10 protein-coding genes are annotated in these 16,345 nt (G+C 61.5%); 5 read left to right on the top strand and 5 right to left on the bottom strand.

All coding sequences use genetic code 11. The features are described from left to right. Nucleotides 1-669: 669 nt before the first annotated feature. Nucleotides 670-963: a hypothetical protein gene (locus IF803_RS32020; RefSeq protein WP_259245226.1), complete on the top strand. Its 294-nt coding sequence runs from the start codon at nt 670-672 to the stop codon at nt 961-963. A gap of 354 nt (nt 964-1,317) precedes the next feature. Here IF803_RS32020 and IF803_RS32015 read toward each other — a convergent pair whose 3' ends face one another. The 4 genes from IF803_RS32015 to IF803_RS32000 form a co-directional block, all read right to left on the bottom strand. Then, entirely contained in the window at nt 1,318-2,175 is an 858-nt protein-coding gene (locus IF803_RS32015; RefSeq protein WP_461194822.1) for a hypothetical protein, read from the bottom strand. 297 nt (nt 2,176-2,472) lie between these two features. Next, complete coding sequence (locus tag IF803_RS32010; protein WP_155258818.1) at nt 2,473-3,102, bottom strand: hypothetical protein; 630 nt, start codon at nt 3,100-3,102, stop codon at nt 2,473-2,475. Between the two features lie 24 nt (nt 3,103-3,126). Then, on the bottom strand, nt 3,127-6,288 hold the full coding sequence (locus IF803_RS32005; protein WP_461194821.1) for a glycosyltransferase: 3,162 nt from the start codon (nt 6,286-6,288) through the stop codon (nt 3,127-3,129). A gap of 2,002 nt (nt 6,289-8,290) precedes the next feature. After that, nucleotides 8,291-10,123: an outer membrane protein assembly factor BamB family protein gene (locus IF803_RS32000; RefSeq protein WP_461194820.1), complete on the bottom strand. Its 1,833-nt coding sequence runs from the start codon at nt 10,121-10,123 to the stop codon at nt 8,291-8,293. A 260-nt stretch (nt 10,124-10,383) separates the two neighbouring features. On the opposite strand from IF803_RS32000, the gene IF803_RS31995 reads away from it, so the two are divergent. The 3 genes from IF803_RS31995 (at nt 10,384) to IF803_RS31985 (ending at nt 14,196) form a co-directional block, all read left to right on the top strand. After that, nucleotides 10,384-11,955, top strand: a complete 1,572-nt coding sequence (locus tag IF803_RS31995; RefSeq protein ID WP_461194819.1) for a sugar ABC transporter ATP-binding protein — start codon at nt 10,384-10,386, stop codon at nt 11,953-11,955. Beyond that, nucleotides 11,952-12,944, top strand: a complete 993-nt coding sequence (locus tag IF803_RS31990) for an ABC transporter permease (RefSeq protein WP_461194818.1) — start codon at nt 11,952-11,954, stop codon at nt 12,942-12,944. The genes IF803_RS31995 and IF803_RS31990 overlap by 4 nt, the downstream gene beginning before the upstream one ends. Before the next feature lie 100 nt (nt 12,945-13,044). After that, entirely contained in the window at nt 13,045-14,196 is a 1,152-nt protein-coding gene (locus IF803_RS31985) for a substrate-binding domain-containing protein (protein ID WP_461194817.1), read from the top strand. A gap of 81 nt (nt 14,197-14,277) precedes the next feature. Here IF803_RS31985 and IF803_RS31980 read toward each other — a convergent pair whose 3' ends face one another. Then, a complete protein-coding gene (locus IF803_RS31980; protein WP_028339628.1) occupies nt 14,278-15,072 on the bottom strand; it encodes a DeoR/GlpR family DNA-binding transcription regulator in 795 nt (264 codons plus the stop codon). A 240-nt stretch (nt 15,073-15,312) separates the two neighbouring features. Between IF803_RS31980 and deoC the strand changes: the two genes are divergently transcribed. Continuing rightward, on the top strand, nt 15,313-16,335 hold the full coding sequence (gene deoC / locus IF803_RS31975) for a deoxyribose-phosphate aldolase (protein WP_461194815.1): 1,023 nt from the start codon (nt 15,313-15,315) through the stop codon (nt 16,333-16,335). Nucleotides 16,336-16,345: the final 10 nt, after the last annotated feature.

The raw sequence follows: 16,345 nt of genomic DNA, 5'->3' as shown, positions 1-16,345 counted from the left end.
ACGGGAGCCACCGGCGCGACGGGAGCAACTGGCGCCACGGGAGCAACTGGTGCGACGGGAGCAACGGGAGCCACGGGTGCGACCGGAGCCACGGGCGCGACGGGAGCCACGGGCGCGACGGGCGACACGGGTGCAACCGGTGCAACTGGCGCCACGGGTGCAACTGGCGCAACGGGAGCCACGGGTGCGACCGGAGCCACGGGCGCGACGGGAGCCACGGGTGCAACTGGCGCGACGGGAGCAACGGGGGCCACGGGTGCGACCGGAGCCACCGGCGCCACCGGAGCCACCGGCGCGACGGGAGCAACTGGCGCCACGGGTGCAACTGGCGCGACGGGAGCCACTGGTGCGACCGGAGCCACCGGCGCGACGGGAGCCACGGGTGCGACCGGAGCCACCGGCGCCACCGGAGCCACCGGCGCGACGGGAGCAACTGGAGCCACGGGCGCAACCGGAGCCACGGGCGCAACCGGAGCCACCGGCGCGACGGGAGCCACTGGAGCGACCGGTGCGACGGGAGCCACAGGTGCGACCGGCGGCTCAACTGGAGCAACCGGTGCCACTGGCGGGCGACACAGCAACAATGGTCTTGGCAATGGCCCGGACGGGGGCGAAACCGGAGCACCTGGCACCGATCCGAGCAACCCCGGCCACGACAAGTCAGCCAAGGTGGGCATCACCAAGGCCGACGTCGCCACCGGAGCCAGTGGGCAGATGACCTTTATCAGCGGCACACCGGGCGATATTGCCCAGGAGCCAAAGGTGAAGCCGATTCTCGCCGCCCTTGGCGGGTCTCACGGTCTGCAACCGAGTGACTTCTCGTCGGCTGGCGCGACAGCAACTGGTCCTACGGGCGCAGCCAGTCAAACGCCCGATCTACAGTCGAAGGCCAAAGGCGGACTGTCTCTCGACGATCCGCATGGGCAAAAGACGGTGGAGAGCGTGTTCAAGCCGCACGGCTAGTCGACACGCGTCACATGGGAGGAGTGCGACCGACGCGGTTCCACTCCTCCGCTGATTAGATCGCGCAGGCGAGGCGGGGGGCTGCCGGGTCAAGGTGAGCTCGTCCGGCTCCTGCTGCCGTTTCCGCTTTGCTCGATCGGAGAACGCCCTGCGCAAAGCGTTCGCAGGGCATGTCCAAGCAGGGATAATGTCCGTGCTTAAGCAAACGTGCAGGTCCAGAAGCTTCATTCGCAACTGCTCGGTTAAGAGGCAGCAAGCAGTCCAACGCGGGAAGTTGCCGCTGGCGGTCACGCAGTGGCGGCAGCAGAACCCGGAGTTTTACCAAGCATTGTGTTGCGGAGCGCCTGAGGGCGCTTAGCCAAGGCCGAGGAGGGTTCGCAGGCGAAGCGGTAGGTCGGTCGCAACGCGTAATTCCCGGCAGCTCGCCTGCCAGGCATAGAGATAATTCTCCAATGGGATGGTGCTGCGCCCTGGCCATCTGTTCAGAGCCCCAAGTGCTTCCATGGCGCTCGGAGCGCGTTCGTATTCAGTGAGTATCGAAAGAGAGGCTACTTGAGCGAAGGAACTGAGCCCCCGCCGAGCTTCTAGCGTGGCGCGATGCTGCCTGAACCACACGCTGAAATCCTTCATATTGCCCTGTTCGACGGCTAGCTTGCCGTAGCTCTCGACAATATTCTGCCGATAAAGGGCGACTGCCGCACCGAAGCCGCTGTCATCCTGAAACGGCGGGTCGCGTGACCAACTATCGGCCAGCAAGCTGAGGCCCCGCAGGGAAAACGCCTCGACCATCGCTTCCTCGAGCCACTGGCAAGGCCCACCCGGCTTAGCATTCGCTCGCCAGGAGTTCGCGGTGACGTGACCGAGCTCATGACCAAACTGATAGGCAAGTCTCGACCAATCGCGCTCGCCGATGTCGACAATGATCCAGGCGAGATCGGCTTCGTTGGAATGCAGCCAAATCGCAGGTGGGCCGCCGGACGGATGTTCGTCGACCCGCAGGCGCGCGGGTTGATCGTCCGATACAAGGCGCACGGCGTCAAAACAGGCTTCCCGCATGCGTTCAAGGACATGCAGCGCCGCGGCGGGAACCATATTGCCCCAGTCACCGGCAAGCTCAAGTGGAACCGAACGGAGGATTGGCCGGTGATCTGCGGTCGGCCGAAGCCTGCGTGCTGCCAAGTTCAACCGGGAGCCGTGCTTCGAAATGCCCATACAACGCCCACCAACGATACTGGCAGCGCCAAGTTATCATTGAAACATAACGAACTACGTCTCATTTCGATCCTGGGAGACTTGCTCTTCCTTGGCCCGAATGGGAGCCCTATTTGGTGACAGTCGGCGCAGGCGCCTTATAAGTCATCCAACGCGAACCCACGAAAGCCAGCGCTGCTAGCCGCGAGACCGAAACCGATTTCCGTGGACGGTGTCCTAACAACGTCACAGACACGACGTCCAGCGCCGTGGTTCCGGAAAGAATTTAATTGACCGAGAGGTGCATCGTGCTCTCAGTCAACCTTTACCTAACCGGACGAGTGTTGATCCAACGCGCTCAACAATGGGGTATTGCCGAACGGCCCATGAATACCACGGTTGTCTTGGATACCAGTCATGTAGCAAGATAGTCGGATTAGGCTTTCGGGATCGGTAGAGAACGTTCAAGGCACAGACGCCCCTCGCCACACCGTCGATCAAAAAGATGTCAGCATCAAAGATCGTATCGTCGGGAGCAAAATAATCGTCGAGCCCGATCGGATTTTCTTCGCGAGTTTCACCATAGCCGTGCTGCCAATATGAGCTAGGCTGGCACAGGTAATATTGCAGGCGTTCAGACAGTTGCGACGAAGCCTCCGCGATCGGCTTCACAATGGCGTGCCAGTCCAGGTTGTGCTCGATTGAAACCAAGCTTTGAGAACCACTCATTTCTTCAAGCCACCTGATGGTCGAGGCTCCCGACCCCCACTCAATCATTAGTGCATTCGCTGGAGCTGTTCGGATAGCGGATACAATGTATTCGACCTCGTCTTGCTCCATTTGAATCGTGTGCTGCCGACGAAATTCGTCTATCGCTGAGATGCTCACTGCTATTCCCCATATTGGCAATGCGCCGGCGTCAATGGTTGCAGGATGAAAAAAATGCAAAAGGCTCTCGCGTCGCGAGCATAATTACCCAATATCTGCATCGTTTAGCCTTGAAATCATGTACTTCCATTCGCTTTCGCGAATCTCCCAATCAAACGTCGCTTGACAGAAGTCTTGCTGCGCAACCGCCAAATCCGGGCGGCCCTGCCAAGGGTTGGCAATCTCATCCCGTAAGGCTCGGACAAATTCATGAACGTGGACGGATGAGTTGTCACTCCACGGATAGAGCCGCGCAAATCCCGCTGTGGTCTCCGGAAGTGCTCCGAGGTTGGGAATAATTACGCGGCATCCCGCCGCCATCGCGTCGATAACCGAAAGGCAAGACGTCTCTTCGAAAATCGATGGGTACGCCAAAAAATGGATGCCTCTAAGCGCGCGCTTGAGGTCCTCATTTGGCAGAAGCCCGTGATACGCGACGCCGGGCGTATTGAAAGCTCGTGATATCAAATCGCTGTAATCATGGTCCTCCATTGCATACAGTTTCATTGAAGACCAAACGTGCAACTCGACATCAGGCGCATTCAGTTCGTCCCACGCGTCAAGTAAGATCGACAGGCCCCGAAAGGGGGTGCTTGTAAATGCGAACTTCAATGGTAAAGCGCGTTTCCATGCTCTGCGCTGCGGATCAATTAACGTTGCATTCCTCAAAACGACGCACTTGTGCGGCGGGATATCGAAGGCGATTTTGTATCTTTCCAGCTGCCACTGCGAAACGAACACAAACGTCGCCACTCGGGAAACCAGTTCGGGATCTGAGCACCACTGAACTGCTTGTTGATCCGCATTGTGGTGCATCCAAAGGACGACGGGCCTTCCTGTCAGGCTTCCGATATCGAAGCTGTTTATTCTGAGGTCAACTTTTTCGGTCACGGGCCCGAGGCGACGCTGAAGCGCCTCGACCATGAGTTCTGTCCCGCCCAGAGGCCGGCTTGGTCTGAAGCTGGCGGCCGAATCTGCCATCACGTCCCTGCGTGGTTGCGCCGGCGTCAGTATTGCCCGATGTTTGCTGATATACTCGCGTCCCAACGAGCCGAGTTGATTTCGGTAAAAGCCCAGATTTTTTACGAGCCGCGGATCGTTGGGCTTCGCGTTCAAAGCTGCTTCGCCATGCTTGATGGCCTTTTCGGGCAAGCCAAGATGGTGGTACGCCAAGGCTATAAGATCATCAATGCGAAAGCCCCACGCGTCGGGGTCATCCAAATAGGATCCGGTCTTTCGGCAAACGTGCAAAGCCTGGCTGCAACTCCAAAGCAGATTGGTCCACTCGGACTTCGAGTGGTAAAGCTCGCTCAGGTCGAGCCATAGTTCTCGCCTGTGTCGTGCGATTGCGAGTCCCTGCTGAAGCCAAGTTTCGGCCTTGTCCTTCTCGAGTTTCGCAAGGAAGCGCATCGCCTCGGACCGCTCTTCCTGCCAATGCCAGGGAAGCGACAAATAGCGGTCAAAAAACTCGGCCGCTTCCGAGTGTTTTCCCACGTACATCAGTTCGCGCGCAAGCCAGAAACACAGCTGAGCGTCAGCGGGATCTTCCTTGTGCGCGAGCTCCATGAGTGGCAGGTACTGGGCGCGGCTCTTCGTTTCATCCTGCTGTTGTACAATTAGAATGTCGTGCGTTTCCGCCACCTTCTCGTCGGTGCCATTATATTGAAGATCCTCGTGTACGGCGCGCCGCCAGCGGTAACCTGTTCGGCTGTGAATTTTGCTCTTTCGAAAGATCTTTTGCTGTCCCTGCGCGGTGGTGCCCCTTGAGAAATTGTATGCAAGACGTGTGGTGTCGTCGTTCCACGTCTCCAATAGCTTTTGACGCCAGCCGCTGACGGGTGTTTCGTCCATATCCAGTGCTATGCAGATATCGACGTTTTCGGGAATAAGAGCCAGGCAGGCATTTCGCGCATCGTCAAATCGCCACGGCTTCACGGTGATCTGATGCACGATTGCGCCGGCGTCTTGGAGCAGCGCGACCGTGTCGTCCGTACTGCCAGTATCCGCGACGACGAGTAGATCTGCTTCGGCCACGGATTTGCACCAGCGCTCGACGTGCGCTCCTTCGTTCAATGCAATCGCGTAGACCGCAATTTTCTTGCGGGCGCGCGCAGCCAGCTTCTCTCTCGCGAACTGTTCGTTCTCTTCGACCCTAGCGCGGTCAGCCGCCGGCAGATGCGGGCCGGACAGAAGCTGCCGGCAGGCGGCCATGCTTTCCTTGTAGTGGCCGGACCAATATGCATTGACCGCCAGTTCGTCGAGCAATCCGTACCGGTAGATCCAGTTCTCGACAAACAGACCTGAAGCGGGAAGCGGGATGTCGATCCCACGTTGAGCAAGCCGATAACCTTCCTCGAAGCGGCCGGCCAAGCGGCAGAATCTACTTGCGCCATGTAACGCCTCGGCGCGGTTGGGCAGAAAATCGGCGGCGCGCTGGTAGGATTCGATGATTTCTTGCGCGGGAAATCCGAGTGCCTGCTTCAAGCTCGCGGCTTTATAGAGCGAGTAAAAGGCTTCCTCGATCCAAAAGCCGAGCTCGGCTCGCTCCAGATAACGCGAAAGAGCCTTCTGCTGTTCTCCGCAGTCTCGCCAGCTTTGCGCGAGGTAGAAAGTGTATCGAGAGCGCATGAAGGGGTCGGCTTCGGTCTGGAGCGCGGCCTCCAATATCGCGGCATCTCTCCGGTACGTGTTCGGGTCGCGGCGGCGAGCCCCATCGTGGTTGCGGCGCACGAAGATGGGGAGGTGACCCGAGGAATTCGCCGCATCGCAGGCCAGGAACTCATGCAGCACGCCGCGATAGCACCAGGGAAGGGCGTTGCGTACGAGCTGCGTGCGTTGATACTGAATTGAAGTGTCTTTGATATCAACGGAGTATGAATCGGCGGTCAGGTTCGGGAGCGCATTGTCAACCGGAGCCTCAATCGCGTCATCTGCGTCTATGATGAGCGAATAGTCCGCTTTGTTGCGCGCGAGCCAGAGTGCTTCGCTGCGATTGTGCGCGAAATCCTTCCAGGGCCGCTCATGCAACTCACCGGGCTTGCCGTGGATTGCGAAGAAGCTGCGGACGATGTCCTGCGTTCCGTCGGTCGAGCCGGTGTCGCAGATCACCCAATGGTCGATAAAGGGAAGCACCGATCGAAGACAGCGCTCGATGACCGGCGCTTCGTTCTTGACGATCATGCTCAGACAAATGGTCTGTTTGGCCATTCGGTGCCAACGAATTAGGGAGTTGCAACAGAATTAGGACCGCACTGCAAATTCGCCGTCTCGTTGTCGACGATCATGTTGGAAAAAAAACCGCCTCGCATCTGACACTGCGCGAACTCTATGATTTGTGTTATTCCCTCCGGCCGGACCGCTGAAATATGCCAATCCGATCGAGACGGACGAGCAAAAATTATCCGCCTGCCCTCGATATTCTTTAGAGTAATCCAAATTTGCCAAATAAGGAGAGCAGAGTTCCTTTTACGGTGAATCGTGCAGGTTGGCGAAGCCGCTGTGTGCCCGTTTTGGAACTCGGTCACGCGGACATAAGCCACAAATCTCGTGAAGGAGCTTAATCCGCTTGTGCAAGCTCTGGAAGCCTCGGCTTCCGCAGGCGCGCTACGAGCCACAGGCGGTAGCCATGATACTTGCCTCATGGAACTATTCGGGTCCCGACGGGACCGGTATTGCCAATCATGGGCAGGCAGAACTCGAATTAGGGCGTACCCGGCAGATGAGTTCTAGAAGCTGGTTTTGCGAACCGAGCTGACAAGCCAGGGTTGGGCTGCGCGGCAGCGGCCCAGCACTGGCTTCCACCGGCCCAGGAGTGCTGGCACCGTTTCGTATTGGGCTAAGGGTCATTGCCCGCCTGAAGCACCCGGACGAAAGTCCCGCTCTCATGGTACTCGAGCCAGCCCTTGACCGATGGCGGCTGCAAGCCAGCCTAATATTTGGCTGGCGTCGCCTTGCGCAGCCACCGGTAGAGAAAAAGTCCGTGGACGCCCGCATAATCGAAGTAGTGGGGAGCGGGCTCTCCATGGCGCCGGCGCTGCGGACGGCGGCAGCATTTATCCGTGGCGGGGAATTGATTTCTTAACTCAAACCTTGGATGCGGTGATCGAGAAGCTTGAGAACTTCCGAAGCGATCCCTTGCCGGAAATTGGGCTTCATCCGCGATAGGTCGGGCCATGGGCTTTGCCGGTCATCATGTCCCGCTGAAACGTAATCCCGCGCCCATTATGCCAGGAGTGCCGCTGCCTCTTAAGAGTGGTTGCTGACAAGAGACGGCAAGGCACCTCTGCGCACGGATATCCCAGCCTCGTTGTCCGCATCCGCAACCCCTTGAACCTGCAGCAAAGACGAATGCCCTCGGAGGGCGCACCATAAACCCACGTATTGTTCGGGAAACGCGACAACGAGAGGTCTGGCGCGATCTGGTAGGTCAAGTTGAGAAATTGGCCGGAGGTGGTCGGAAGGAAGCAGACGAGGGGCACCACGCGCCTACGGCACGATGCCGGCACCGAATACGGGCTTTCGATATTCCGCGACAGAGGTCGATTTCGCCTGACCTACAGGCGAAGGTCTTTCAACGTTCCGCTTTGTTGGGATAAATCTGTGCTCGCCACACGGGCTCATGAACTGCCCTATGCGAAGGATTGGATGATGTATCGTAGGTTTGGTTGGTGTGGGGAAAGGCGGTAACGCTCCCCTGACTCGAACCCCCGACGCCGAGCGGCTCGACCCCGACCAATTAGTAGCTTAGCGCTTGCACTGAACGTTAACGCATCGAGGCCAACCACCGATTGACCACCGAAACGCCGTGAACAAACGGCGATAAGGGTGGTCAATTGCGAACAGACTTCATTGTTTTCGTTGATGTTTTCGTTTGCTACTTACGTTCGGGACGCAGGGGTCGCAGGTTCGAATCCTGCCACTCCGACCATTCTTTCAAGCACTTATAGTTTCTGTGTTTTTCGTGCGCAACGACATGCGCATCGATTTGAAGCGCGGCTGCCATGTCGGTCGATTTCGGGACGCCGGTCCCTCCTATCGGCGATTCGGGACCATTGGAGCGCGCGAGGGTAACGGCCCCTGACGTGATGTTGCGTAGCACGTCACCAATCACCACACGGTCTCCCTTCGGACCTCTCGACTGATCCTGTCCGGCATCAAAGCACGAATAGCCCGCCGCGAGTAGTGCTCAGCTTGCCGGCGCAAATACCTGTCAGGGGTTGCCGACTTCAAAGGCCAGCAGAACATTGCCGGGCAGCCCGCTCCATTGCGCGTAGCCGGAATTGACGTACAGCATGCCGTCGACGACGACAGGGCCGGGTCCGTCCATTGCGCCGCCATGGGCCGCAACGCCGTTGACCGTGGTGTAGTCGCGGGCGGTGTCGATTTCCCAGAGCAGCCGTGCGTCATCGGTCGCGTAGGCGCGCAGGAAGCCGCTCACGCCGCCCGAGAACACGACGCCGGGAATGGCGGTGACCGCCGCGGAGAGCGCGGGGCTACACTGGGGGCGGTCGCCACAGGCCACCGGCGCCACCTGCATCGCGATCCTTCCGGTCGCAAGATCGAGCCCGAACAGGCCGCCACCTTCGCTTGAATTCAGACGTCGCGTGCCGTCCCTTAGAAATCGTACGTCCGAATTGGCGACATAGATTCGGTCCTGGTCGGCGGCGGAGCCCCACTCGGTCCCGCCCAACGCGCCCCCCTTGCCGATCCGCGTCTGCCACAGGATCTTGCCCTCATGATCGGGATCGAGCGCGTGGACCACGCCGGATTTCTGGCCGATCACCAGCACGCGCTGTCCATCACGCAGGCTCACCAGGATCGGCGATTGACCGAAGTCATGGTCGGGGCCGCGGTCTTCCGGACAATTGCTCTGATCGGTGCCGAAACACGCAACGACGAAACTGTCCTTCGGCGTGGCTTGCTGATGCCACAGCATTCGGCCGGTCGTGAGATCGAACGCGAGGATGGCATCGCTGGTGTCGGTTGCCGGATCGGCATAGCTGTTCGAGGTCGCGACATAGAGCGCCTGGCGCTGCACATCGATCGTCGGCGCGGACCAGACCGACGCGCCGGCCGGACCGAACAGCTGGGTCCCGATCGCGTTCGCCCGTGTCGGATGTGGTGCCTCAGGGATCGTGTAGGCCTTCCAGATCTGTGCGCCGGTCTCGGCCTTCAGCGCAACGACGCTGCCGCGAAACGTACAGCACTGGTAGATGGGACGAGACCCGATGGCCTCCTCGATCGATGAAACGCCGACATAAACGACGCCGGAATAGAACACCGGCGCACCGGTAATCCGGGCGGCCACATGATCGTCGACCTTGCTCTTCCAGATCAGCTTGCCGGTCGCGGCATTCAGGGCGTAGATGTTGGCACGCACATCGCCAAAGAAGATGGCAGGCTGGCCGTTGTCCAGCGGGGCAAAGCTGATGGCCGTCCGCACCGGCGCCTCGGTCGGAAACGCCCAGCGCGTGCAGCCGCTTTTGGCGTCGAGGGCGTGGAGCTTGCGGTCGCCGCCACCGACGAACAGCAAGCCGCCGACGACAGCCGGCTGCGCGTTGGCGTTGGACGTCTCGGGAAACCCGAACGCCCATTTCAGACGCAGTCGCGGGATCTGGTCTTGCGCGAGGCCGGCCATGGCCGTCGGCTGAAACCGGCTGTTGTTGATATCCGCGCCCCAACCGTTCCACCGCGGCCCGTCGATCGGCTGCGGAAAGCCGGTCTCGTTCTGCGTGCATTGGCCTGCATTCTCGGCCGCCGCATGCGAAGCGGCCTTTCCGGTGATGAGTGAGGCGATCGCGGCGCGCTCGTCGCTGCTCAGTCCCTGCGCGAAGGACGCCATCGGGCCCGTGGTGATCGCACCAAGCACCTCGTCGAACGATCTGGATTGCAGCGCGGCGCGGCTCGGCGCGCGAACACCCGTATTGCTGCTGTCGTGACATTGCGCGCAGCGTTGCGCGTAGAGGTCGGCACCGCCTTGCTGCGCTGTTGCAGGCAGGCAAGAGGAGATCAGGGCGACGGCAATCGCAGCACTCAGTTTCATCGTGGTTCACCGGCGTTGGCTTTGATGAAGAGAGTGATTGCAGCGTAACACAACCTTCCGGCTCCATCGTGCCTGGCGGAGGCCGGCAGCACGTATGGCGGTGCAGGATCCGATCGCCGCCGCCTCCAATTCGAGCGCCCGCCGGCGCGATCTCCCATTGACAGGTCGGCCGATGTGATAGAATTATAACACAATAAGTTGCAAAAATAACAACATGTCACCATCGTACCAGCGCCTCGCGCGGGCGACGGGAGGAAAATTTGGAATTGTCCGGTTCGATCGCAGCCGAGCCTCGGCCGTCGACGGCGCTGTTGATGGTCGGTGGCATCAACAAGCGCTTCGGCGGCGTGCGGGCGTTGCGCGACGTCAACCTCGAGGTCCGAGCCGGCGAGGTGCACGCGCTGCTCGGCGAGAACGGGGCCGGCAAGTCCACGCTGATCAAGATCCTCAGTGGCGTCCATGCGGCCGACAGCGGCGCGATCGAGATCGCCGGCAAACCAGCGACGTTCGACAGTCCGGCTAGATCGCGGGAGGCGGGCATCGCCGTCGTCTATCAGGACCTCAGTCTCGTCGAGTCGCTGAGCGTCGCCGACAACCTGTTGCTCGGCCGCGAGCCGCGTACGCGGTTCGGCTTTGTCCGCAAGCGCGAACTGATGGCGAGGGCCGAGGCGTTCCTGAGCGAGCTCGGCATTCCCCTCGATACCAAGGCGACGGTCGGCTCGCTGCCGTTCGCCTACCGCCAGATGACCGAGATCGCCAAGGCACTGATGGGCGAGGTGCGCCTGTTGATCCTCGATGAACCGACGTCGTCCCTGACTTCGGATGAAGTTCGTATCCTGTTCGACGCGATCGGCAAGGCGACGCGCCGCGGCGTCGGCGTGATCTATGTGACGCATCGGCTCAACGAGGTGTTCGAGATCTCGCAGCATGTCACGGTGCTCCGCGACGGCGCCAATGCCGGCACGTTCGTCACCGCCGAGACCGACATGAAGCGGCTGGTGAACGCCATCATCGGCTCCGATCGATTGGCGCCCGCGGTGTCGCGCGCCGAGCCTGCGGCCGCGCGTTCATTCGATCCGTCGCCGGTTCTGTCGCTGTCGGGCGTGTCCAACGACCGCCTGTCGGCCGTCGAATTGTCCGTGATGAAGGGTGAGATCCACGGCCTTGCCGGATTGATCGGCAGCGGGCGCACCGAGGTCCTGGAGACCATCTTCGGCCTTCGGCCGGTCGAGGGCGGCACACTGGCGATCGAGGGCCGGCCGTGGCTGCCGAACGGCGCGGCCGATGCGATCGACCATGGCGTTGCGCTGGTGCCGGAAGACCGGCACATGCAGGGCCTGGTGCTGGATCATTCGATCGAGCGCAACATCACCTTGCCGCGGATTCCGCATTTCTCGCGCTGGGGCTTCGTGCAGCAGCGCGCCGCCGCCCGGCGTGCCGACGCTGCGGTGGCGAGGCTGTCGGTGAAGGCGCAAGGCGCCTCAAGCCTGGTCAGGACATTGTCCGGCGGCAACCAGCAGAAGGTCGTGTTCGGAAAATGGAATGATCCGCGGCCGCGCCTGCTGCTGCTGGACGAGCCGACGGTCGGCGTCGACGTCGGCGCGCGCGAGGAGATCTACGGCGTGATCCGCAATGCCGCCCGCGACGGCACCGGCGTCCTGGTGGTCTCGTCGGACCTCGTCGAACTGATCGAACTCTGCGACCGCATCTCCGTGATCGTCGATGGACGCGTGGCGCGAACGCTGGTGCGCGGGGAGATCGATGATGCCGAAGAGGTCCATCATCTGCTGCAGATCTACCAGGCTTCCGAACAAGGCGTATTGCAAGCATGACCGAACTGACCGCGCCCAACGTCGTCGCCTCGTCGACCCGATCCGATCGTCGCCGCAAGCTGCTGCAGAACCTGCTGCGGGGCGAGCGGCCCTACATGCTGTACATCGCCTTCCTGGTGCTGCTGGTCGTGTTCAGCCTGTCCTCGCCCTGGTTCCTGTCGGTCGACAATTTCCTGAACATCGGACGCCAGACCACGCTGGTCTCGATCATCGCGGTCGGCATGACCTTTGTGATCATCGCGCGCCAGATCGATCTGTCGGTCGCATCGACATTGGCGCTGTCGGGCATGGCCGCGGCGCTCGCCATGAGCCAGCTCAACAACAGCTGGATGGTCGGCGCTGCCGCCGGGCTCGGCACCGGCGCGCTGGTCGGGCTGCTCAACGGCATCCTGACCACGCAGCTCTCGATCCCGTCGTTCCTGGTGACGCTCGGCTCACTGAGCATGGCGCGGGGTTTGGCGATGATGGTGACCAATACCAAGCCGGTGATCATCACCAACGAGACCTATTTCGCGATCTTTGGCGAAGGCTCGTTCCTGGGCATACCCGTTCCGATCGCCTGGACGCTGGTGGCGATGATCGTCGGCATCCTGCTGCTGCACTACAACGTGTTCGGCCGCCGCATCTATGCGGTCGGCGGCAATCCGACCGCGGCGCTGTATTCCGGCATCAACACCAAGTGGGTGACGACCGCGGCCTTCGTGCTGACCGGCGCGCTCGCCGGGCTCGCGGCGCTGGTGCTGTCCGCGCGCTCGCACGCCGCGCGGCCCGACGTCGTGCAGGGCATGGAGCTCGACGTCATCGCCGCCGTGATCCTCGGTGGTTGCAGCCTGTTCGGCGGGCGCGGCTACATCCTGGGGACGCTGTTCGGCAGTCTCATCATCGGCACACTCAACAACGGCCTCGTGCTGCTCGGCGTCAGCTCGCCGCTGCAGCTCGTCATCAAGGGAGCGATCATCGTGGCCGCGGTCGCCTTCACGAAGCGCTAGAGCACGATGGCGCAGCGCATGGCCGCACGGTCAGGCGTTGCAAGGGTAGGGGCAAGGTTGCCGGCCTCCGGTCAATCGGCGACCAAAACGGGAGGAAACAATGAAGCCAATCTTGCGACAAACCCTGCCACTGACCGCGCTGATTGCGGCGACGGCCATTTCGATCGCCCCTTCGGCCCGCGCCGAAGTGCCTGCAACCTGCGTCAAGAGCGTCGATCTCGCGACGCTTGGACCGAAATCGATCGTCGGTCAGGGACCGCATGGCGAGAAGGCCGCCTCGCCCGAGGTGCTGGCGCTGTCGGACGCCGATGCCGCCAAGATCAAGGAGAAGCATTTCAAGGTCGGCATCTCCATGCAGACCGTCAATCTCGACTGGGCGCAACTGCAGATCCAGGGCATCACCGATACGCTGAAGAAGTATGGTGTGACCGTCACCGGCGTCGCGTCCGCCGAATATCAGGTCGACAAGCAGATCGCCGATATCGAGAACACGATCCAGCAGCATCCGGACGGCATCATCTCGATCCCGGTCGATTTCACCGCGACCGCGCCGACCTACAAGAAGATCGCCAAGGCCGGCATCAAGCTCGTGCTGATGGACAGCATCCCGACCGGACTGAAGCATCCCGAGGAATATGCGTCCATGATTTCCGCGGATAGCCAGGGCAACGGCCAGATAGCGGCCCAGATCCTGGCGTCGTGCGTCGCGCAGGGCGGCACCATCGGTCTGGTCAATTTCGGCGTCGACTATTTCAGCACCAACGAGCGCACCAAGGGTGTCCGCGAGTGGATGCAGAAGAACCGTCCCGACATCAAGATGAAGCAGGTCGACTTCACCGACCCGCCGAAGGTGTCGCAGATCGCGGGCGACTTCCTCACCGGCAATCCGGATATCAAGGGCCTGTTCGCGGTCTGGGACCAGCCGGCGCTCGATACGCTGAGCTCGATGCGCGCGCAGGGCATCGACATTCCGGTCACCACCGTCGATCTCGGCCTGCAATCGGCGATCGAGATCGCCAAGGGTGGTCCCTTGAAGGCGACCGGGTCGCAGCGCCCCTATGACCAGGGTGTCGCCGAAGCGATGGCCATGATGAATGCGTTGCTCGGCAAGGAAACGCCCGGCTGGATCGGCGTGCAGTCGCTGCCGGTGACGCAGTCCAATGTGCTGGAATCCTACAAGACGGTGTTCAAGAAGGAGCCGCCACCGGAGCTGACCGACGCCTGCAACAAGGCGAAGCCTGCCTGCAACTAAGCAGGCGGGAGTTCGATGCGTGGTCCCGCGAGCCCGCGTATCGTGAGCAGCCTGATCCGGGCGTGCCAGCCCCCGCTCGGATCAGGTTGCGCTGGTCACATATTCGACGGGGAGGCTGCGGAAGTGCTTGCGCATGTCCGCTGACGCCGTGCCGCCGACGATGATCCGCGAGAATGCGCCGATATCGGAGAAGAATGCCGATTTGAGACTGCCGAGCTTGCTCGCGTCGATCACCAGGATGCTCTCCATCGCGGTCTCGATGACGGCCTGCTTGACGGCGACCTCGTGAAAATTCGAGCAGCTCGCGCCGCGGGTCCAGTGCACGCCGCCCGCGGAGATGAAGGCCTTATTGATGCCGAGCCGCCGCAGATAGGACAGGCCGTCGTCCGACGCAAAGGACTGCGACGACGGATGGTAGAGGCCGCCCATCAGCATCACCTGCGTGGCCGGCCGTCGCGTCACGATCGACGCCACGTTCATCGAATAGCAGATCACCGAAAGTGGCAGGTCCTCTGGCAGGCAGTCAGCCAGCGACTGCATCGTCGTGCCGCAATCGATGAAGATCGTATCGCCTTCCTTGATCGAGGCCGCGGCAGACCGGCAGGCGAGGCGCTTGTCCTGGGTGTGCTGATCGATCTCCTGCTCGAACGCGTACTTGATCCCGGTCGGCGACGCCGCATTGACGACGTAGCCGCCGAGCAGCGCCAGCGCGGCGTCCGGCCCGGCGAGATCGCGCCGAACCGTCATTTCGGAAACCTTGAGGAGCTCGGCGGCGTCCTTCAGATGCAGCGTGCCGCTCGATTCGACGGCGCGGCGCAGCCTCTGCAGGCGCTGCACGCGCGTCTCGCTTGGTCGTGCGTTCGATGTTTCAGCCATTTTAATCGCCGGGCTTGCTTATCCGATTGACAATGATCTTACAATGTTGTGAGTTTATCAACGTCGATTTGTTACAATAATAACATCCAGTCTGGCGGGCTGATCGAAGGTCGGGGGACGATGTCGTCCTCGGGCGGTCGGTAAACCCCGCGGCAAGGTCAGGGAGGATCACATGTTGCGATCGACACATTCAGTCTATCTGGCGATCTCGTCGATTCGCTAGGACCGCACGGCGCCTCCATGACACAGAGCGTCTTCATACAGAATTCGTCCCCATTGGCCGCGCAGCCGCCTTCCCCGGGCGGCGGGCATCAGCTCCCGCGCAACAATGGTCGCGCGCTCGAGATGGATTGGGTCGACGGGATCAGGATCAATCTGTCGGCCGCCGAACGCCGCGTTGCGAGCCTGCCGGGCCGGCGCACGGTCAAGAAGGACGCGCAGGCGGCGTGGCTTCTCAAGGCGATCACCTGCATCGACCTGACGACGCTCAATGGCGACGATACGACCGAACGGGTGAAGCGGCTCTGCGCCAAGGCCAAAGCGCCGGTGCGCGGCGACCTTCTCGAGCGGCTCGGCTTTGCCGGCCGCGAGCTGTATACCGGCGCGGTCTGTGTCTACCATCGGTTCGTGGCGACGGCCGTCGAAGCGCTCGACGGATCGGGCATCCCGGTCGCTGCGGTCTCGACCGGATTTCCCGCAGGTCTCGTGCCGCACGATCTGAAGCTGAAGGAGATCGAGGCGTCGGTCCGCGACGGCGCGGAGGAGATCGACATCGTCATCACGCGCGAGCACGTGCTGACCGGCGATTGGCAGGCGCTCTACGCCGAGGTGCGGGATTTCCGCGCCGCCTGCGGCGACGCGCATCTGAAGACGATCCTGGCCACCGGCGATCTCAAGACGCTGCGCAACGTCGCCAAGGCGTCGATGGTCTGCATGATGGCCGGCGCCGACTTCATCAAGACCTCCACCGGCAAGGAAGGCGTCAACGCGACGCTGCCGGTGACGCTCGCGATGCTGCGGATGATCCGCGTCTATCAGGAGCGCACCGGCTACCAGATCGGCTTCAAGCCGGCCGGCGGAATCTCGACGGCAAAGGATGTGCTCAACTACCAGTTCCTGATGAAGGAGGAACTGGGACGCGACTGGCTCGAGCCGGACCTGTTCCGCATCGGCGCCTCCAGCCTGCTCGCCGATATTGAGCGGCAGCTCGAGCATCACGTGACCGGCCACTATTCGGCCTTCAATCGCCACCCCGTGGGATGAGACTCCAGCG

The organism is Bradyrhizobium sp. UFLA06-06, from assembly GCF_054820065.1.
The sequence above is the reverse complement of the archived record's forward strand: the minus strand, read 5'-3'. Positions and strand labels throughout refer to the sequence as shown.

Excerpts from the sequence above, each read along its gene's own strand:
- IF803_RS32005 (WP_461194821.1), bottom strand. The coding sequence starts at position 6,288 with ATGGCCAAACAGACCATTTGTCTGAGCATGATCGTCAAGAACGAAGCG.
- IF803_RS31985 (WP_461194817.1), top strand. The coding sequence starts at position 13,045 with ATGAAGCCAATCTTGCGACAAACCCTGCCACTGACCGCGCTGATTGCG.
- IF803_RS32000 (WP_461194820.1), bottom strand. The coding sequence starts at position 10,123 with ATGAAACTGAGTGCTGCGATTGCCGTCGCCCTGATCTCCTCTTGCCTG.
- IF803_RS31990 (WP_461194818.1), top strand. The coding sequence starts at position 11,952 with ATGACCGAACTGACCGCGCCCAACGTCGTCGCCTCGTCGACCCGATCC.
- IF803_RS32015 (WP_461194822.1), bottom strand. The coding sequence starts at position 2,175 with ATGGGCATTTCGAAGCACGGCTCCCGGTTGAACTTGGCAGCACGCAGG.
- deoC (WP_461194815.1), top strand. The coding sequence starts at position 15,313 with ATGACACAGAGCGTCTTCATACAGAATTCGTCCCCATTGGCCGCGCAG.
- IF803_RS31980 (WP_028339628.1), bottom strand. The coding sequence starts at position 15,072 with ATGGCTGAAACATCGAACGCACGACCAAGCGAGACGCGCGTGCAGCGC.